A 21,093-nucleotide genomic window follows, 5' to 3' on the forward strand; every position below is an offset into this window, starting at 1 on the left:
AGTAAAAATGGCAGTAAAAGAGATAGATTGCGTGTGCGAAGCTTGCCCAGTACCAATAATAAAAGCAATAAATGAACTAAAAAGTATGGATAAAGGTGATATTTTAATTGTGCATACTGATCATAGTTGTGTAGGAATTAGTATGCAGGAATGGGCTGAGAAAAATAATCATGCTATAGAGATTGTTGAAATAGAAAATGGACAGTGGGAAGTTTATATAGAAAAAGAAAAGGATAAATAGGAGGTATGTTATGCCGACATGGTTTAAAAAACCTTGGCCTTACTGGATAGGCGGAATATTATTGGGATTATTGAATGTTATTTTATTAGCAATTAGCGGTATAAGCTGGCAAATAACTAGTGGTTTTTTGTTATGGGCTGTTGGAATATTACAATGGGTTGGGCTTGAGCCGTTTGATTTTGCTTATTTTAGTTATTTTAATCATTATTATGAACCTATAATAAAAAGTGGTAACGTATTTATTAATCAATATACTCTTTTAAATCTAGGAGTCATAATTGGCTCTCTTGTTGCAACGTTATTAACATCCCAATTTAAAATAAGAAAAATAAAAAATAGCAAGCAACTGATATTTGGATTATTAGGTGGTATTATGATGGGTTATGGAACAAGGTTAGCAGTTGGATGCAATATTGGAACATTGTTTAGCGGTATACCATCATTTTCATTACACGCTTGGGTGTTTGCACTATTTATAATAATCGGAGCTTGGGTTGGTTGTAAAATATTAATTAAATATATAATCCCAGATTAATCATAGAAAATATAATTGAAGCTCATTCTTCGTATGAGTAAGCGGTAAATCAGAAACTCATTCCAAGAATGAGTAAGCGATTCACATAAAATCATAGATTTTAGTTCTCTGCTTAATATCACAGATTTTAGTTCTCTGATCATGGATATCTTATACTGTAGAAGTTCATAGCATATTATGGGGCGTTATATGAATAATCAGAGATAATTTAGGGGCATTTGTTGTTAACAAAAGCCCCTTTTACTTGAAATTATAAAATCTACAAATAATTTTTCGTACTCGTTAAACTTATATTTTTCTCTTGAAGCAATATAATAATTAAAAGGTATGATTAAGTCGTTTACCTTGACTGTTTGGATACAACATCCTTTTAATTCTTGTTGAATAGTAAGTTTTGGCAAAAAAGAATAGCCCTTACCTGAAAGTATCGATGACTTTATTGCTTCAGGTGAATTTAAATCATAAAGAATATTTAAATCATCAATTGCAATTCCTTTTTCATTTAATGTTTCTTCTATTAAATACCTTGTACCAGAATCCTTTTCTCGTAAAATTAATGGTATATCCTTTAATTCATTTATAGTTATTTCATTAGGAGTTCCAATACAATTACCAACTAAAAAGAGTTCATCTGAGATTATTTTATCAGTTTTAATATCATTAATAGCAGGATCATATTGAATAATGCCTATATTTATTGTATGATTTCTTAATTTTTCTATTACTTCACTGGAATTGTTTACTTCCATATTTATATCCACTTCTTCATGAAGTTTTTTAAAGGTATATACACTACAAGGTAGTGCGTACTCACCAACACTCTTGCATGAACCAATTATTAATTTTGGTCTTTCTTGCTTTAAATTTTTCAAATCTCTTTCAATATTCCCTTGTATAGATAACAAGGTACTCGCATAATCAAATACAACTTTTCCTTCTTCAGTTAGTTCAACGCCCTTGTTACTGCGAATTAAAAGATTAGCACTAAGTTCTTTTTCTAAGTTTTGTAGCTGTATACTAAGACCGGGTTGAGTTAAATGCAATTCTTTAGCAGCCTTTGAAATGCTATTACATTTGACAGTTGTATAAAATGATTGCAGATATTCAAGATTCATATCCTCACATCCTCAATTGATAAAAAGTTCTAGACAAAAGTTTATCATTAAATTAAATAAAAGTAAACTAAATTTAATGATACAGCAATATATTTATTATTTCCCATAAATATATTGTTTATCCTATAATGTTCATGTTTATCAGTAGTGTAAGTTATAAATTTAGTTAATCTTATATAGAATTTAACCGCTAAAAGATGGAAATTTAATTTATCACGATTATAAAAATTTATAATTTTCTATGCATTATAAGAAATAGTTATAGTACATAACTCTTGTTTATTATGCTAATGAATATTTATGAATTATAATGGAATTGAGATAAAATTAACAAAGAAAGTGAGAATGTAAGTAGATAGGAGAGGATATCATACTTAATATAATGGGAAATCTTATCAATATGACTAGTAGTTATCTTTGGGATATTTTTTTACCGCTAGTTATTTTATTAGGTATGTTTGTGATTTATCAAACAATTAGATATAGAAATATGATAAGTTATAGAGATGCTAACAAGTGGGAATGGTCAAAAATAAAAAATTCAATATCTATTTCACTATCATCAAAAATTGGTACAGGTGCCATTATTGGAGTTTTAGCAGCCATGTTTAAAAACTCAAGTAATGGAGTAGGTGGTGAAGGCATAGTTCTATGGATATTTCTGGGAATGTTTATATTAGTGCCAATAACATACTGTGAGGTATTGTTTTCACGAATTACAGAAAAAACACCTAGAGAATTTATAGATTACAATTTAAATTCAAAAGCTGGATCAATATATACAGTATGTTTGGTTATTTTATATACATTTGGATTTGTAGGTTTTCAGCTTACAGGAATACAAAGTGTAGTTAAAAATTTCATGACAGAAAATATTGGGTATAGTTTTCCCAAGTTAAATGTTCTATTGTTCATTATTGTTCCATTAATTGTGATAGTGTCTTTAATAGTTATAACTAAAAACCATAAGCTTTTTATAAATTGCTTAGCATCTATGATTACTACAATAATTATTTTATATGGTTTGTTCTTTTTAATATTTTTAGTTAAAACAATAGATTTCTTGCCAAAATATTTATATCTAGTGTGGAAAGATTTTATCAATTTTAAATCAGCTTCAATAGGGATTCCTATAGGTTTAGTAATAGGCTTTCAAAGGATTATACAAATTAGTGAAACTGGTTTAGGGACAAGTGCTTTGGCAAGTTCAGATGGTAATAATTCACCAAGAAGAGAGGCATTATTACAAACAATTTCTACAATATTGACAGTGGTTGTTGCAGTTATAATTACCTCATATGTTTTTTCATATGGGAGATATAATTTACCTAATATAATGCTTACTCAGAATGGGTATCAAAGGATAACAGGGTATTTTACAAGTGTGAAAGCAGTAACAGGTTATTTAGGTGGAGCAATAATTATGATTTTCTTCATAATATCAGGTTTTACAACTATTTTAGGGTCATTTCACTTTATAAATACAACTATGCAGATTAGTGAAAATAAAAGAATTTTATTTTATATAATATTAATCTCTTTATCAGGGATGTTTAGTATTTCAAATTTTAATGTAATATTTGATGCATCAGATTTGTTAATGTTTATAGTGAGTTCCATAAATATAATAGCAATGTTTATGTTTACTATTAAAAATATCAAAAAATTCAAGGTTAAATAATGAAAAATAGGAGGACTAGTTATGGGAAGAAAAATATTAATTGTAGGTGGAGTTGCAGGAGGAGCATCAGCAGCTGCTAGATTAAGAAGACTTAGTGAAGATGACCAAATAGTGATGTTTGAAAGAGGACCACATGTATCATTTTCTAATTGCTGTTTACCATACCATTTAAGCGGGGTAGTAGAAAAATCAGATAATTTAGTTTTAATGTGCCCAGAGAAATTTTTATCACAATACAAAATAGAAGCAAGAGTAAATAATGAGGTATTATCAATTGATAGAGAAAACAAGCAAGTAAAAGTTAAAAATACCGTGACAGGTGAAGAATACAATGAGACATATGATAAATTGATATTATCTCCTGGAGCAAAAGCGATAGTACCTAGCATACCAGGAATTGAAAAAGTAAACGTATTTTCAGTAAGAAATGTAGTAGATATCAAAAAATTAAATTCTTTTGTAAAAAATATGGATTCAAAAGATGTATCAGTAATAGGTGGAGGATTTGTTGGAGTAGAGGTTGCTGAAAACTTAAAAGAAGCTGGTTTCAATGTAACTTTGATAGAAGCTATGCCTCAAATAATGAGACCATTTGATTATGATATGGTTCAAATACTTCACAAGGAATTACATGACCAAGGAATAAATCTTATAGTTAATGACAAGGTAGCATCATTTGAAAATAATACTGTAGTTTTAGAATCAGGTAAAAAAGTATCTGCTAACTCAGTAGTTATGGCAATAGGTGTTGCACCAGAAACTGATTTAGCAGTAAATGCTGGATTAGAATTAGGAGTTACAGGTGCTATAAAAGTAGACCAAAACTATAGAACAAAAGATAAAGACATATATGCAGTAGGTGATGCAATAGAGGTTTACCATGCGTTAACAAAATCTATGATAAAATTACCTTTAGCTGGTCCAGCACAAAAGCAAGCTAGATCAGTAGCAGATCATATAAATGGTAAAAACATCAGAAACACTGGATTTATTGGTTCATCAGTTATCAAATGCTTTAATTATAATGGAGCTTCTACAGGGTTAACAGAAGGACAAGCAAAAAATATGAACTTAGACTATGAAGTAGTAAAAATCATACCAAATGACAAAGTAGGATTAATGCCTGCAAGCGAACCTGTTCATTTTAAACTAATAATCGAAAAACCAACAGGTGTAGTATTAGGAGCTCAAGCTATAGGTAGAGGTAATGTAGATAAGAGAGTTGATGCAATAGCTACTGCCATTAAGTTTGGTGCTACAGTTGAAGATTTAAGAGATTTAGAATTATGTTATGCTCCACCATTTGGAACAGCTAAGGATGTTGTCAATTTTGCAGGTTATGTAGGATCTAATTTATTAAACGGTTCATTTAAGCAAGTTCATGCTGAAGATGTGAGAGGTTTATTAGAGCAGGGAGCATTTATAGTTGATGCAAGAGAAGTAAATGAATATGATCACAGTCATATCAAAGGAGCTAAAAATATACCACTTAGTCAATTTAGACAAAGATTAGACGAATTCCCTAAAGATAAAGCGATTTACATTCATTGTAGAAGTGGTCAAAGAAGCTATAACATGACTTTAGCGTTACAACACTTAGGATTTGAAAATGTCTATAATATTTCTGGTGGGTTTATGGGATTATGTTTCTATGAATATTTCAATGATCAAACTACAGATAGAGAAGCGATTGTAACAGATTACAATTTCCTTTAAGATTGTTACAAAATGAGTAAATAACCTTGAACTTTACTCATTTTGTAACGCCCCTATGGGGGGACTTGAAACATTAATAATTTGACAGGAGTGATAAAACATATGAAAAAAAATCAGGTATATATAGGATTTGCTATATTAGCATCAATGATAGCTTTCGGAATTTATCAATATGGCAAAGATTATAGATTAGCATTACATTTAATTATTGGACTTACTATAGGTTATGTTATGCAAAGATCAAGATTTGGTTTTGCAGGTGGAATAAAAAAGATCTATGTAACTGGAGATAGCAGTTTAACAAAAGGACTTATGTTTTTATTTTCAATAACTTTAGTAATAACAGCTGCTATACACTATGGTTCATATGTAAATGGAGGAGATGTATTCTATAGAGCAGTTGAATCAGGAGCAGCAGTTATACCGGGATCTGACTATGTAGAACCAGCAAATATAGCTACTGTAATAGGTGGTATATTATTTGGTATAGGAATGATGCTTGGTGGTGGATGTGCTTCAGGAACACTTACTGATGTAGGTGAAGGATATGGTAGAGGTATGATAGTATTATTCTTCTTTAGTACAGGTGCATTATGGGGAGCTCATGATATGCCTTGGTGGACTCAGAGTATATTCTTCAAAATCCACAAACGTTTATATCTACCAGATGTATTTGGATTTATGGGAACTGTTGCATTATCATTAGCAGGTTATTTGTTAATTTACTATATAGCTAAAAGATATGAAAGTAGTAGAAGAAAAGCAAATACATTAAAAGTTGAAGAATACGATCAATGGGAAAAAGAATTACCAGAGCAAAAAGATTTTAAATTATTTAGCAAAGAAACATATCATAAATTCTTTGTAAAAAGATGGTCTTATTATACAGGAGCAGTATTTATAATGATAATGTTTGTAACAATATTGGTTACAACAGGTACAAGCTGGGGAGTAACAGCGATATTTGCTAAATGGGCAGGCTGGTTTTATCAATCTATAGGTGTAGTTGATGTATCAGACTGGGGATGGTTTGCAAATAAAATGGATTCAATGAGAGCAGGTTTCTTCAATGATCCTGGTTCTATGAGAAATATGGGTATAATTATAGGAGCATTTTTAGCACCATTATTAGCTGGACATTTTACATTTAAATTCAAGTTCAATTTTAAAGATATAATATTTTATGCAATTGGCGGTTTATTAATGGGTTATGGTGCAAGAATTGCTTTAGGATGTAACGTTGGAGCATTATACTCAGGATTATCAAACATGTCTCTATCAGGATGGGTATTCCTACCTTCATTAACTTTAGGGGGAATATTAGGAGTTAAATTAGTACAAAAACTAAAAATAAATATATAAAAATAAGGCTGTAATGAAACTTGAAAGTTTTGTTACAGCTTTTTTATGTATTTAAAACATTTGTTATTAGTATATTTTTATTCTTTTATAATACAGAAAATATCTATTATTTTGACAAAATTGATATTTAAAGCTATGCTTAAATATATTATTATATACTAAGCATAGTAATTGAATACCTGAGTATGCTAGTCTTAAGACAATAAAAGTTATACTAGAAAGGATGAAGAAGAATGTACCCATTAAAGTTTGAAAATTTGTATTATCCTAAGATATGGGGCGGAAGGGATTTTGAGATTTTTAGAGACAATTTCGAGCAAGGTAACATTGGTGAGAGTTGGGACGTTGCATGTCATAAAAATGGAACTAGTGTAGTGGCTAATGGAAGCTTTAAAGGAATGAATTTAGAAGCTCTAATTAAAGAAAAGAAAGAAGCGTTAGTAGGAACGAAAATCTCACTTGATAAATTCCCATTGCTTGTAAAATTAATAAATGCAAGGGATAAACTATCAGTCCAAGTACATCCAAATGATGAGTATGCACACAGAGTAGAAGGTGAGCTTGGGAAAACAGAAGTATGGTATGTAATAGAAGCATTAGAGGGTGCTAATTTGATAGTAGGAACTAAAGAAGGTTGTACTAAAGATGATCTAAAACAAGCAATAGAAAAAGGTGAATTAGAAAAACATCTTAACAAGATATATGTAAAAAAAGGTGACGTTTACTTTGTACAAAGCGGACTTATTCATGCAATTGGAGAAGGTGTTGTTATAGCAGAAATTCAACAAAATAGCGATACAACTTATAGATTATATGACTATAATAGAGGCAGAGAAATTCATATTAAAAAAGGCTTAGAGGTTGTAAATCTTGATTTAAAAGGTCAAAGAGTAGAAGGTAAAAAAATCAGTTATGATGGTTTCTGTAAAACGGAGTTATGTAAGTGTAAAGATTTTGTTTTAGAAAAATTCGAGATACATTCGCAAATGGAAGAGGAAAGTGACGTAGAAAGATTTTATATTTATACATGTATAGAAGGTAAAGGGCAAATAGCATATGATAAAGGTGTTGTAGAGTTAGCTAAAGGAGATAGCATATTGATACCTGCTACATTAGGAAAGTATAAAATAAAAGGAAATTTACAGATATTAAAGAGTTATGTTCCAGAGTTGGGAAAATAGTAATTATATGTTATAATGTAAATATAATTTATTATAAAGGGAGAATCTTTATGAAAAAGGTTGTTTTATACTTATAAATCTTAAATTCTAATAAAATTTGAATACGTATTTTGACTACTTTTAGGCAGTAACTACTGTTTTTTTGTAGTGCAAATTTTAGATTTATGTAAGTTTAGAACAACAGTAAAACCCCTTTTAATAAATGAATAATATTTTTAATTTGATTATATATTTTAACAAAGTCTATCTGCAAAATTATTATAACAAGGCGAAAGATGTCCCCCAACCTCTATAGGTGACGGGTACCGATTAGATTTAGTGCGGTGTGCATATCTCCCGCCTCGTTGAAACGGTGTGTTGCAATTACTACGTAATTGCTTCCGTTGTTATAAGATTTTGTTTTTAAATATATTTTACAGAGAAATCATAGGATTTCATATAAATTTTAAAGGGTATACTGAACAATATGTTCGTATGCCTTTTTATTTTTTGATAAAAATAAGTAGTCTCAATATACGTATAAATCAGAAAAGGAGAGGATAAATATGAGTAATATTGAACAAATGAGTGATTTTTTTAATAAGAGGGCAGAAACTTATGATGATTATATGAGAGAAACAGTCGAAAATTTTGACAAGTATTACAGTTTATTATCACAGCCAATAAAACAAACAAATGATGAAGTTGAAATATTAGATATGGGTTGTGGAACAGGTATTGAGTTAGAAGGTATTTTTAATAAAGCTCCAAATGCAAAGATAACAGGTATAGATATGTCACAAGAAATGTTAGACAAGATGATGAAAAAGTACAAAGCTAAAGCAGCTAATATAAAAATTATAGTAGATTCATATTTAATATGTAATATAGCTGATAACTATTATGACTATATAGTATCATCGATGACAATGCATCATTTTTTGCAAGAGCCAAAGATAGAAATATATAAAAAAATTAGAAAGTCATTAAAAGAAGATGGATTGTATATAGAAGGGGATTATGTAGTTAGTGATGAGGAGCAAAATGAATGTTTAAAAATATACCAGGAATTAATGAATACAGTAAAAGAAGAAAATAGAGATTTATATCATATTGACATACCATTTACACTACAAAAACAAAAAGAACTTTTAAAAAAAGCAGGTTTTAAGAAAATAAAGGTTATACTCAAACAAGAGAATCAAGCAATTTTAGTTGCTCATAAATAATTGAATATATTGATAATAAATATAAGCTTGCATTTAATAAAGGGGAGTGTTAAACCCTGATTATTCGTATAACTTTGAATAATATGCTGTAAGTTTCTGAATTAGAAGATTTCAGTGAATTAGAAGGCATACCGAGTTGGTATGTCGAGAATTTAATGGACATCTTCTAATCATGAGCAGAGAACTAAAATCTGTGATTTTATGTGAATCGCTTTTTCATTCGAAGAATGAGGTTCATTTATAAAAAGTATTTAATTTTCTATGAATAATCTGGGTTACAGATGGAAGAAATTTTTTCGTATAAAATAACTAAGGATAACAAAGTATTTATATTCTGGTACAATAAACAGATAAAAATACTCAAAGGTAAAGAAAGTACCAAGTTTATGAAACGTATAGAAAAAACTAATGAAGAACACGCGCAGCTTATAATGGCTAAGATCACAGGTAATTTTAAGAGAGGTAATGAAAAGCTTGCGAAAATGAATCATAAATAAATGACTGTGGTTATGAAACTATCTCATATGCATTTGGAGATAGTTTCATGTACTTATATTAAAAAAATAAAAAAATTTTTATTTTTTTTGTTTAATCATTATAACTGTGGGTATATATAAATTAACAAGCCACTAAAACGACTACAAAAAACAAAAAACATATTGATAAAGTAGTTGTTTTATATTATCATTATATTGTAATCATTACAAATTTAAAATGATTACAATAAAAACTCTGTTACATCTTAGGATTTAGATAATATAAATTGAAGGGTTTGATTAAGGTGAATTTTAAAATTAATAATATTGAAGATTATCTAAAAAGCAATGACATAAAGCCATCATATCAGAGAATAAAAATTTTTGAGTATTTGATTAAATATAAGAATCATCCGACTGTTGATATGATATACAAAGAACTAGTTGGCGAAATTCCAACATTATCGAAGACAACAGTGTACAATACTTTGAAACTATTTGTTGAAAAAAACATAGTCATAGTAATAAATATTGAAGACAATGAAACAAGATATGATGCAGATACTTCGTTTCATGGACATTTTAAATGTAGGAAATGTAAACGAGTATATGATTTCAGGTTAGAAATGCCACACATCAAAGACCTAGAAGGGTTTGATATTGATGAGTACCATTTCTATTTAAAAGGTGTATGCAAAAGCTGTAAAATACAGCAAAACTAAATAAATATAAATATAAAATGGAGGAATGTAAAATGAAAAAATTTGTATGTACTGTTTGTGGTTATGTTCACGAAGGAGAAAATGCTCCAGAAAAATGCCCTCAATGTGGCGTTCCAGCAGATAAATTTGTTGAGCAAGAATCAGTAGAAGATTTAGTATGGGCTGACGAGCATAAAATAGGTATAGCAAAAGGTTTAGATGAAAAAGTAGTTGAAGATTTAAGAGCTAACTTTATGGGAGAATGTACAGAAGTAGGAATGTACCTTGCCATGAGCAGACAAGCAGATAGAGAAGGATACCCAGAGATAGCAGAAGCGTATAAAAGAATAGCTTTCGAAGAAGCAGAACATGCTGCTAAATTTGCAGAATTATTAGGAGAAGTAGTAGTAGCTGATACAAAAACAAACCTACAAATGAGAGTAGATGCAGAACATGGTGCTTGTAAAGGAAAGAAAGATTTAGCTACAAGAGCAAAAGAATTAAATTATGATGCAATACATGACACAGTGCATGAAATGTGCAAGGATGAAGCAAGGCATGGTTCTGCTTTTAGAGGGCTTCTTAATAGATATTTTGGATAAGGGTTATATAGATTAAAAACTTAATAATATCAAGTGTAGAACATTATACTACTGTATTATAATATAACTTTTTATATTATCACAAAATTTATTAAGTCTTTATGATTTTTAACAAATGGTTAGCATTTATTATAGATTTTAAAATCTATAAAAATAAATGCTAATCATTTTGTTATAAGTGTGTATCTTAACACATTTAACAGCTTTGTAAGCAAAGTATTAAATACTTATTAATAATTTTAGTATTAGCACATTTTCTGTATTTTGAAGAGACAGAAAATTGTTTTATTAATAAAAAGAATTAAAAATGAGGATTGTGATTAAGAGGATGTACATACTTAGTAAACGAGTGGAGGAAGATTTCATAACAGTATTAAGAGTGGGTATTAAAAAAATTGGGCGAATTTGCTAAAAAAGTCTTTAAAAATTAGAAATAAAAAAACAAGTTCTGTGTTATAAGTAGAACTTGTTTTTTATATATATAGGTGTCATTTTAAAAACTCTTTAATGACAATTAAAGAAAGGCTATCCAATATTCTTAACAATTTTGTAAGGGATAACGTTGAAATAATTCAAATGGATTTTAAATAATGAACATTACAATTAATAAAAAGTAATAATTAGTAACGTTTATGGATATAATACATAACAAAACAAATAAATCGTGAAAATAAATGCAACAAAATATTGCGTATTATTGAAAGGAGTGCTACAATGATAATTGATAGAAGAATTATTTTACCAAAAAGGAGTGAGATTATGGAAGTCAAGAGAATAGAGGTGCAAGGCTTCAAAAACATAAAAAAAATAAACTTTGATTTCAATGTTATAAATGCATTAGTATCTATAAATAACTATGGTAAATCAAATATATTAGATGCAATTGACTTTGGTATAGATTTTATTAAAAATAATAGTTCTGTAAAGTCGGATATGATGGAATATTTATCTGTAATTCCAGTTAATAAAAATATGAGTAATGAGACCTATTCTTTTTTAATTGAGTTTGAAATCAAAGTTAAGGGAGACGCCTATTTGGTTGAATACAGTTATTGTTTTAAGTGGGAGAGTGATGAAGAAGATTCTACTAAAAAAATACATGGTGAAAAGTTAAGATTTAAGAAAAATTCAAAAGGTCAAAAATATAATACATACTTTAGTAGGTCAGATAAAAAAGCAACTTATCAAACATCAAAAACTGGAAGAAACAATAAGAAAATTTTGATTGATGATGATAGTTTAATTATTAATAAATTATTAGCATATGATGATTTATTCTATTTAGATATTGTAAAAGCAATTAATAATATAAATTTTTATATTAATCGTTCATTTGATGCGACAAATTCATTTGAATTTAATCCTTTACAAAAAAAGGGGAAAAATGTTTTAGATATTTCAAATGCAGAAAATATTCCTAGAGTGATATACACAATAAAGAAAAAGTATCCTGATAAATATGAATTAATTAAAAATACTTTTATAGATTTATTTCCAAATATTGAGGATATAGTTGTTGAAGAAATTCTAAAAGGAAATGAAATAATTGGAGATATTCCAGAAAATGCTCCATATAAAATTTCAAATGAAATTTATTTAATATTTGTTAAAGATAAAAATATCGAGACGGTTTTAGAATTCACAAATTTATCAACGGGAGCAAAAAGAATATTTTTATTTTTAACATATATAGTTTTAGCTGAAATTAACAGTGTTCAAATTATTGCAATTGAAGAATTAGAGAATTCAATTCATCCTAGTTTATTTAATAGATTTATTAATATATTATCTCAACTGGCTTCGGATAATTTAAAAATTATATTATCCAGCCATTCTCCATACATTGTTCAATATATGGAATTAGATGATATTTTTGTAGGCATACCAAATAGTAAGGGTTTAGCTAATTTTTCTAAAATAAAGAAGTCATCAAAGAAAAAGATTACTAAAATGGCTGATATGTATGGGATGTCAACTGGTGATTATATATTTGAACAGATGAATGGCTCGATTGATGATATAGAAGAATTAAATAGTTTTTTGGAGGAGTAATTATGGATAGGGGGATAATTATTTTTGTAGAAGGGGAAACAGACGCAGAAATTTACCAAGAAATAAAAATTTTTTTAAGACGAAAAAATGGAAATAGGGAATTTGATTTCAAGAAGATAGTAGTAAAAAATTTAAAAGGTATTGGAAACTTTAAAAATAAAGCGTCAGGATATTGCAAAAAATTATTACAAGAAAATCCCAATATTGATTTTACAGTCTTTCTTTGTTATGATACGGATGTTTTTGGGGCTCACAAAAAGCCTCCTATTGATAGGAAGAAAATAGAGAAAAGTTTAAGAGAGCTTAAAGTTAACAATGTCTATCATATTAAAGCTAAGAAATCTATAGAGGATTGGATTTTATGTGATATTAAAGGGTTAAAAAGGCATCTAAGGTTACCTGAAAAAACTAAAGTTACTGGTTTAAATGGATATGAAAAGTTGTGTAATCTTTTTAAAAAAGCTAATAAAGTGTATTCAAAAGGGTCAAAAGTTTCTGGGTTAGTAAAATCTTTGGATATTGAAAAAATAACTTGTAATAATTGTTCTTCTATAAAAGAATTATGCAAAATACTTGAAGTAAATTGTGATAAAATAAAAGATTAATGTGGTAATAAAGCTACTGATAGGTATTCAAAGCATATATAGGTATAGAACAAATTATATATTCTATTCTTCATTTTGAAGAGAAAGAAATTTTTTTTTACTGTGAAAAGGATTAAAAATAATGATTGTGATTAAGAGGGTGTTCATAATTTAGTGCAAACAAAGTGGAGCAAGAAATTACGATAGTATGTACGGGCAACTTATTGCCCGTTTTCAAGTACAGAAAGTCTGAGTTTTTGCTATTAATACTATATTTTATTTAATAACTTTTCTTTTTTTTGATTAAATTCAATTTCTGAAATAATACCTTCTTCCATCAAATTTTTTAATTCTCTAAGTTCATCATATACATTATTCGCTATATTATTATTAGAATCTGACTTATTTCTCTGCAATTCTTTTTCAGGTATTTTTTTCATTAATAGATCATAAAAAGTACCATTAAACATCATACTGCATTTTTTATTACTGTACTTGTATTCTACGACTACCTTTCTATCATCAGCTTTCGATTTATGGCTACTTATTGGTTCAATATAATCAAAGGGATAATATATTGAGCCTCCTCCTTCAATTTTAAGTTCATTATAAACATTTCCATACATATAGAAGCATGAAATATTGTTAATATTTAAAGAAAGTTTTTCAACTCCATTTGTATGTGTATGTAATAAATATAAGATGTTTTGCTGTATCCACAAATAAAATTGCATACTTCTTCCTTCGTTAATAAATATATTATCAGATTCAATAGTTTCAAGTAGTTGATTAAATTGTTCTTTATTGAAGCCATTTGACCAGCTGTAAGATTTAGCATCAAATAAAGGATGTCCTCCATAATATAAAACTTCAAGATAGAAATCTGGAACTCCATTTTTAAGTCTATGCTGTTTTTTTAACTCTTCTAAACTAGCATATGCTTCTTGTAATTCAGTATTTACATCTTTTTTTGATGCAATAATGAGTATTATAATAAATAGAATAATGAAAAATACTATAACTACCCACATTTTATCACTCACCTTTCCACGTTGTTTTAAGCAATAATGATTATATCACACAAAACACAAACACACTTCAATAATTATCATTTAAATCCATCATTAATCAAAAATTCTACATTAAATGTTTGTTTCCAACTTATCAAAAATAATGTAATTTGAAAGATATTTTAATAACAATTTTAATTTGAAGTCTTGACTCTACCCTTAAAGAGAAAGTATTCTTTAAACATAGGTAATATTTTTAAAGAAAGAAGGTAAAAGCTATGAGAAATATAATTGAATCATATATTGATTGTATATGGAACAAAGATTTCGAGGATGATTAGCTGGCAGAAATTCAATTTCTGGTGATGAGATGTAAATCTCACAATGTATTTTAAAAATAATTAGTGGTATAAACATAAAAATCTCTAAATAAACAACTATTTGTTGTAAAATAACATATGAAAATTCATCTTAAGGAAAATTTTTTTAACTGCCAATTGGCAGTTATTTAAATATATTTTCAAATTTTGTAGCTTTTTGAGGTGTTAAAGGGTATTCATAGTGAAAGGAGGGTTCAGCTTATGGAACAACAATCATTGCGTACGGATGATTGTTTGGAAAGTGTTATAAAAGCATATTCCAATATGGTTTATAGATTAGCTTTTTCACAGACAAGAAATAAAAGCAGTGCTGATGATATTTATCAAGAAGTTTTTTTTCGATACATCAAAAAAACCCCACGGTTTGAAACAGAGAAACATAGAAAAGCTTGGCTTATTCGAGTTACTATCAACTGTTGTAAAAAAATGTGGACATCTTCTTGGAGGAAAAAAATAGTGCCATTAGATGAAACCATTGTTTTTGAAACAAAGGAAGAAACTAATCTTCACTATGAACTTCAAAAACTGCCAGTGAAGTATAGAGCAGTAATACACCTGTTTTATTATGAGGATTTAAGCATAGAAGAAATTAGTGAAACATTAAATCAAAAACCATCTACTATCAGAACACAGCTTACACGTGCAAGATATAAGCTGAAAGAAATTTTGAAGGAGGGTTATAATGTTTAGAGAAAACTATAGTAACATGAACGAACAAATTTCTCCCGACCAAGAGCTTGTAAATAAAATTATTCAATCAATAGATGAGCCTAAAAGAGAAACAAATAAAATGAAAATCTTTTTTCGTAAACCTATTGTAATTATGGCAATGCTTATAGCACTTGTTTTAACTGTGACACCTGTAGTTGCTGTTAATGTGCCTGCTGTTTATGAACTCATGTATTTTGTTTCTCCAACTGTTGCACAGTTTTTTATGCCTGTGCAAAAATCCTGCGAGGATAATGGTATCAAAATAGAGGTTGTATCAGCATATATTCATAATAATATAGCTGAAATTTACATTACAATGCAAGACCTTATCGGAGAGCGTGTTGATGAAACTACAGACCTTTATGACAGTTATTCTATTAATCGACCATTCGACAGTTTTGCAACTTGTCAGCTTATTGAATATGACGAGATAACAAAAACAGCAACATTTCTCATATCTATAACAGAGTGGGGTAACAAAAAAATTGCTGGTGATAAAATAACTTTTTCTGTTAGAGAATTTATCAGTGATAAACATACGTATAATGAAATACCGATTGCAGTAGATTTAACAACTATTATAAGTACACAATCAACAAAGCAAGTTTCACTAAGGGGTGGTAGTGGTCCCAAATACAAAGAATATTTTGCAAACCACGAAAGCAAGGCTAAAGTTCTTGTTCCATTTGCTCCAATGAATTTCCCAGTTGAGGGCATTGATTTCACAGGTATTGGATATGTAGATGGCATGCTTCATATTCAAACATCTGTTATTGATAATTTAACTAAGGATAATCATGGATACTTTTTCTTAAGAGATAAGAACGGACAAAAAATTCAATGTGTTTATAAGGCTGGTTTTGTTGAGAATATTTATAGTGATAGTAGAGTTGATTATGAGGAATATGTATTCGACATCCCCCAATCAGAAATTGGTCAATATTCGCTTTATGGAACTTTTGTTACGAGTGGATTATATACAGAGGGGAATTGGCAAGTAACATTTCCTCTTGAAGAAATAAATAATAATTGATTTGAGTAGAGAATTTAATCCTTAAGTTATTTTAATAACAGAATTACTAGTGTACTTGATTGTTTTCAAAAATTTTCAAAACGCTTTTTAGTAATAGTAATATTATTATTTTTATAGATAATAATATTACTATAATTTGTTTTTGGGGTATGGTGGAAATATGAATAATCTTGGAAATAGTATTAAGGATAAATCAAATAATAGATTTGAAATTACTAATATGAAAATTTTTAAAAATATTGTATCTAATGTTGATATTATAAAAAAGGCTTTTGATAATTGCAATGACATTGTTATAAGACAATTAAATATTGGAGATGACCATAAATTTAAAGCAGTTCTCATATATATCGAGGGAATGGTAAATACGGAAGTAATTGAATTTTCAGTAATAAATAAGCTAACTAATAATAATTGTGAGATTAAAAATAAAAAGCACTTTAAATATTTACTTGGTATCAATGAAAATGATATAACTACTAAAATGGATATTGCTATTAAAACAATACTACAAGGTGGAGCAGTGTTATTAATAGATAGAGTTAATTATGCTTTATTATTGAATTATAAAAACCCACCAAAGAGAGATATTAGTGAGCCACCTATAGAGACGAATATTAGAGGTCCTAGAGAAGGCTTTACAGAATCCTTAACTACAAATGTTTGTTTATTAAGGAAAAGAATTAAGAGTATTCATTTAAAAGTAGAATATTTTATTATTGGAAAACAAACTAAAACGGATATAGAGATTGTTTATTTAGATAATATTGCAGATAAAAGAGTTATAGAAAAAGTTAGAGCAAGGTTAGAAAAAATAGATGCAAATTCCATTGTAGATTCATCATACATTGAAGAATACATAGCAGATGGTGGTATATTAAATGTTTTTCCAACAATATTTCACACTGAAAAACCAGATACTGTAGCAAGAAAAATATTACAAGGGAAGGTTGCATTGTTAATAGATGGGAGTCCAACTATTTTAACCGTTCCATGTACTTTTATTGAACATCTCCAAGCAGAGGAAGATTATTATAACAATTATATATTAGCAACTATAGATAGAGTAATTAGATTTTTTTCTTTTTTATTAGCTATGTTATTACCAGCATTTTGGGTTTCAATAAGTACATTTCACCAGGAGCTTATTCCTACATCATTAGTTGTAACTGTAGTAAAGGCAAGGAGTGGATTACCCTTTCCAACTTTAGTAGAAGCTTTTTTTATGCTAGGTGCGTATGAAATTATTAAGGAGGCTGGAATAAGGATGCCCGAACCTGTAGGGCAAGCAATAAGTGTTGTTGGGGCATTAGTACTTGGACAGTCTGCTGTGTCAGCTGGATTAGTAAGTACTCCTATGGTAATAGTTATTGCTGTTACAGGCATTACTGGTTATGTTATACCTTCTGTAGAATTGACAAGAAGTTTGATATTTCCCAAATATATATTTCTTTTTCTTGGGGGGAGTTTTGGATTAATAGGTTTATTATCTGGTCAATTATTTTTATTGATATATTTATTATCTTTACGTTCCTTTGGTGTTCCTTATCTATATCCTTTTGGACCTTTAGATTCAGACATATTAAAAGATAACATTTATAGGGAGCCAATAAACAGAAGTAAGAGAAAGTATAAAATATCTTTATTTATAGAAAGTATAAGGAAGAAATTAAAAGGAAAATAGTAACAGTAGAAGAGGGGTAAAGATGAAAAAATATCTATGTTTAATAATCGTATTTGTAACAATGTTATTATGTTCTAGTTGCAGAACAAAAAAAGATATTGAAAAATATGCAATGGTTTTAAGCACAGGATATGATTATACAGAAGATGATAAATATATGTTAACGATACAGGTGTTAAAAATTTCAAGAGAACAAACAGGTGGATCAACAAATGGTGGAGGCAAAAAACAATCATTGCCTTCTGAAGTAGTTATATATACTAGCGTAGGAGAAACTATAAACAAAGCTTACGATAATTTAACATCAACATTAGGCCAAGAACCTTATTTTTCACATAATAAGTTTATTGTTATTGGAGAAAAACTTGCCCAAAAAGGCATAGATTTAATAATTGATAGTAATTTACGAGGGCATGAGATTAGACCAAATACACCTGTACTTGTCGCTAAAGGGGAAGCAAGTGGAATTATTAAGCAATTAACCCCTATGGACACTATTCCTGCAAATACGGTTGAAAATATAATTAAAAATCAATTTGAAAAAGGTTTAACAACAATAACTAATCTTAAGGACATATACAATGGTCTAGCAAATAAAACTGTTGGGATTACAACAGGAGTTATTTATTTGGAAAAAGATGTTGAGATAGCTCATAATGGAAAAATATTTAGAGTAGAGGATACAGCAATTTTTAAGGGAGATAAATTGATTGGTTTTTTGACTAAAGAAGAATCGAGAGCAATGATGTGGATTAAATGTAGACTTAAGTCAGGGGATATTGTTGTTAATTCACCTAAAAACGAAGAGGACAAAATTACTCTTGAAATATTAAATTCTAAATGCAGAATAAACCCTATAATTGATGAAAGTAATTATTTAATGAAGATTCATATAGAGCAGAGTAGTAATATTGTATGTATGTCTGGTAAATATGATCCTATGGATAATTATAAGATATTCGAAGAATTAGAAGAAGAACAAAATAAAGTTATAGCAAAAGAAATAAAAAATGTAATAAAAAAAGTGCAAAAAGACTACAATGTGGATATTTTTAATTTTGGAGAGATTATCCACAGAAAATACCCCAAAAAATGGAAGGTCATTAAAGGAGAATGGGATGAGATATTTTCCCATATTTTATTTGAAGTTGAGGTGAAAACAAGTATAAAAAGGCCAGGAGTAATTTCAAAACCTGCTTATTAAGGAGGGAAATGCTTTTGAAATATAAAATATCTGCATTACAATTATTTGCTGTAATGACATTTTCATTAATGGGAAGTGCTGTTCTATTCTTGTTAGGCGGTACGTTAAGACAAGATGCATGGCTAGTCTTAATTTTTGGGATACCAGTTGGAATTGTTGAAGTAATAATATATACCTCATTATTCTATGAATATCCTGATGACACTCTTGTTGGATATATGATTAAAATATTTGGTAAAGGTTTAGGAAGTATCATTTGTGTTTTGTATATTCTTCGTTTCTTCTATAATGGAGCAAGGATTTTAAGGGAATTTGGAGAACTTACTCTTGTAACAGTAAGTCCAAGAGCGTCACTATATGTAATTACATTAATAATTACTGTTGTAGTAACATATAGTGTATATTCAGGTATTGAGAATATATGTAGATTGGCTCAAATAACTTTACCTATATATCTTTGTATATTTTTAATAGAATATATTTTGCTTTTTATGACAGAAGGTGCAGTTGATTTAAATAATATTTTACCTTTTTTTGAAAGTGGTATTAAACCTATTTTAATGGAAATATTTCCATTAGGCGTTGAATTCCCATTTGGAGTAAGTATTATTTTTACTATGATATTTCCTTTTGTAAATAAACCAGAGAAAGTAAGAACTACAACAATATATGCTATCATTTTTATTGGTATAATATTGGCTTTTAATACTATAATGATTATTTCAACTCTTGGTGTAGACTTTGCTTTGTCTTCATTGTTCCCTTTACTTGAAGCAATGAGATTTGTTAAAGTAGGTTTTATTGACCGTATAGATATTTTAACTATTTTAGCATTTATGTTAGGGTTGTTTTTTAAAATAACATTACATTTGTATGCTGCAATGCTTGGTACTGCACAATTATTAAAAGTAAAGAATACTAACGTTAAATGGCTATCTATTCCATTTGGCATATTAATATTTATTGCCTCTATAATTATTGCAGAAGATTATCCACAACATTTACATATTGGAATGAATGTAACGCCGTGGATATTTTTTAACTTGTTCATTATTTTTCCCATTCTTGCATTGATAATTCATTTCTTAAAAAGGGGTAAATCAAAAACTAGGAAATAAATTTCTAGAATCATCCATATTCTAGAACGATACATTAGGTGTAGTAGTTACAATAAGCGTAATTTTGCACTTATTCCTGGAATTTTAAGACCATGCCATGAATAAGTGTAGTTTTAAAAACATTAATATTAATATCAACCACCAAAAAGGGACTGTCGCAAATTGCCATTTTGAGACGACCCCTTTAAAATTCCACATCATCATATCCCAAAGCAATCAGATAATTCTTAATTATTTCCTCAAGGCAATGAAGCTCTGTTCAGCTTACTTTGGATAAAGATTTTGTAATATTATCAATATCTACTTGGTTAGTAACACCTGTAGCTACAATAAACCATAAGCCGTTTGAAGATATACTTTTTTGTAATCCTTTGGATTAATTAAAACGTTTATACTTGTATTTTTAAAAGCTTCATATTGTACCATGACAAGGCAATATTTAGCGAAATTGTTGTATACATGTATAATGACTTATGTGCAAAATTACAATAATTTAATA

Annotated in this window: 19 protein-coding genes; 17 read left to right on the forward strand and 2 right to left on the reverse strand. The window is 28.5% G+C overall.

Annotation, left to right across the window (positions count from 1 at the left end):
- Positions 1 to 7 precede the first annotated feature (7 nt).
- Together AYC61_RS07150 and AYC61_RS07155 are read left to right on the forward strand one after the other, a co-directional pair.
- Positions 8 to 241: a sulfurtransferase TusA family protein gene (locus AYC61_RS07150; RefSeq protein ID WP_066498726.1), complete on the forward strand. Its 234-nt coding sequence runs from the start codon at positions 8 to 10 to the stop codon at positions 239 to 241.
- A gap of 10 nt (positions 242 to 251) precedes the next feature.
- Positions 252 to 776, forward strand: a complete 525-nt coding sequence (locus AYC61_RS07155) for a YeeE/YedE thiosulfate transporter family protein (RefSeq protein ID WP_066498728.1) — start codon at positions 252 to 254, stop codon at positions 774 to 776.
- Positions 777 to 1,000: 224 nt separating this feature from the next.
- On the opposite strand, the gene AYC61_RS07160 is transcribed toward AYC61_RS07155, so the two are convergent.
- Entirely contained in the window at positions 1,001 to 1,891 is an 891-nt protein-coding gene (locus AYC61_RS07160; RefSeq protein ID WP_066498729.1) for a LysR family transcriptional regulator, read from the reverse strand.
- A 382-nt stretch (positions 1,892 to 2,273) separates the two neighbouring features.
- On the opposite strand from AYC61_RS07160, the gene AYC61_RS07165 reads away from it, so the two are divergent.
- From AYC61_RS07165 to AYC61_RS07210, 10 genes are all read left to right on the forward strand, one after another.
- Positions 2,274 to 3,572, forward strand: a complete 1,299-nt coding sequence (locus tag AYC61_RS07165) for an alanine:cation symporter family protein (RefSeq protein WP_242866761.1) — start codon at positions 2,274 to 2,276, stop codon at positions 3,570 to 3,572.
- A 21-nt stretch (positions 3,573 to 3,593) separates the two neighbouring features.
- Positions 3,594 to 5,288: an FAD-dependent oxidoreductase gene (locus AYC61_RS07170; RefSeq protein ID WP_066498731.1), complete on the forward strand. Its 1,695-nt coding sequence runs from the start codon at positions 3,594 to 3,596 to the stop codon at positions 5,286 to 5,288.
- Positions 5,289 to 5,390: 102 nt separating this feature from the next.
- Positions 5,391 to 6,650, forward strand: a complete 1,260-nt coding sequence (locus AYC61_RS07175; RefSeq protein WP_066498734.1) for a YeeE/YedE family protein — start codon at positions 5,391 to 5,393, stop codon at positions 6,648 to 6,650.
- 233 nt (positions 6,651 to 6,883) lie between these two features.
- On the forward strand, positions 6,884 to 7,831 hold the full coding sequence (locus tag AYC61_RS07180; protein WP_066498743.1) for a type I phosphomannose isomerase catalytic subunit: 948 nt from the start codon (positions 6,884 to 6,886) through the stop codon (positions 7,829 to 7,831).
- A 545-nt stretch (positions 7,832 to 8,376) separates the two neighbouring features.
- Entirely contained in the window at positions 8,377 to 9,039 is a 663-nt protein-coding gene (locus AYC61_RS07185) for a class I SAM-dependent methyltransferase (protein WP_066498745.1), read from the forward strand.
- Between the two features lie 281 nt (positions 9,040 to 9,320).
- Positions 9,321 to 9,536, forward strand: coding sequence for a hypothetical protein (locus tag AYC61_RS07190; RefSeq protein ID WP_066498755.1), 216 nt, complete (start codon positions 9,321 to 9,323; stop codon positions 9,534 to 9,536).
- Positions 9,537 to 9,820: 284 nt separating this feature from the next.
- Entirely contained in the window at positions 9,821 to 10,237 is a 417-nt protein-coding gene (locus AYC61_RS07195; RefSeq protein WP_066498758.1) for a Fur family transcriptional regulator, read from the forward strand.
- A 32-nt stretch (positions 10,238 to 10,269) separates the two neighbouring features.
- Entirely contained in the window at positions 10,270 to 10,818 is a 549-nt protein-coding gene (locus AYC61_RS07200) for an NADH peroxidase (RefSeq protein WP_066498760.1), read from the forward strand.
- A gap of 714 nt (positions 10,819 to 11,532) precedes the next feature.
- On the forward strand, positions 11,533 to 12,870 hold the full coding sequence (locus tag AYC61_RS07205) for an AAA family ATPase (RefSeq protein ID WP_066498768.1): 1,338 nt from the start codon (positions 11,533 to 11,535) through the stop codon (positions 12,868 to 12,870).
- A 2-nt stretch (positions 12,871 to 12,872) separates the two neighbouring features.
- Positions 12,873 to 13,475: a hypothetical protein gene (locus AYC61_RS07210; protein WP_066498770.1), complete on the forward strand. Its 603-nt coding sequence runs from the start codon at positions 12,873 to 12,875 to the stop codon at positions 13,473 to 13,475.
- Between the two features lie 248 nt (positions 13,476 to 13,723).
- On the opposite strand, the gene AYC61_RS07215 is transcribed toward AYC61_RS07210, so the two are convergent.
- On the reverse strand, positions 13,724 to 14,485 hold the full coding sequence (locus AYC61_RS07215; protein ID WP_066498779.1) for an SHOCT domain-containing protein: 762 nt from the start codon (positions 14,483 to 14,485) through the stop codon (positions 13,724 to 13,726).
- Positions 14,486 to 15,045: 560 nt separating this feature from the next.
- On the opposite strand from AYC61_RS07215, the gene AYC61_RS07220 reads away from it, so the two are divergent.
- The 5 genes from AYC61_RS07220 (at position 15,046) to AYC61_RS07240 (ending at position 20,594) form a co-directional block, all read left to right on the forward strand.
- Positions 15,046 to 15,534 carry an RNA polymerase sigma factor gene (locus AYC61_RS07220; RefSeq protein WP_066498781.1) on the forward strand — a complete coding sequence of 163 codons (489 nt, stop codon included), beginning with the start codon at positions 15,046 to 15,048 and terminating at the stop codon, positions 15,532 to 15,534.
- The gene (locus AYC61_RS07225) at positions 15,527 to 16,588 is read left to right on the forward strand and encodes a hypothetical protein (protein ID WP_066498783.1); all 1,062 of its coding nucleotides are present in this window, start codon (positions 15,527 to 15,529) and stop codon (positions 16,586 to 16,588) included. Before AYC61_RS07220 ends, AYC61_RS07225 begins: the two co-directional genes overlap by 8 nt.
- Positions 16,589 to 16,748: 160 nt before the next feature.
- Entirely contained in the window at positions 16,749 to 18,272 is a 1,524-nt protein-coding gene (locus AYC61_RS07230; protein WP_066498786.1) for a spore germination protein, read from the forward strand.
- 22 nt (positions 18,273 to 18,294) lie between these two features.
- On the forward strand, positions 18,295 to 19,476 hold the full coding sequence (locus AYC61_RS07235) for a Ger(x)C family spore germination protein (protein WP_066498788.1): 1,182 nt from the start codon (positions 18,295 to 18,297) through the stop codon (positions 19,474 to 19,476).
- A gap of 14 nt (positions 19,477 to 19,490) precedes the next feature.
- Positions 19,491 to 20,594 (forward strand): GerAB/ArcD/ProY family transporter, encoded by a 1,104-nt coding sequence (locus AYC61_RS07240; protein WP_066498789.1) that lies wholly within the window; start codon positions 19,491 to 19,493, stop codon positions 20,592 to 20,594.
- The last annotated feature ends 499 nt before the right edge of the window (positions 20,595 to 21,093 follow it).

The organism is Abyssisolibacter fermentans (genome assembly GCF_001559865.1).
Taxonomy (GTDB): Bacteria; Bacillota; Clostridia; order Tissierellales; family MCWD3; genus Abyssisolibacter; species Abyssisolibacter fermentans.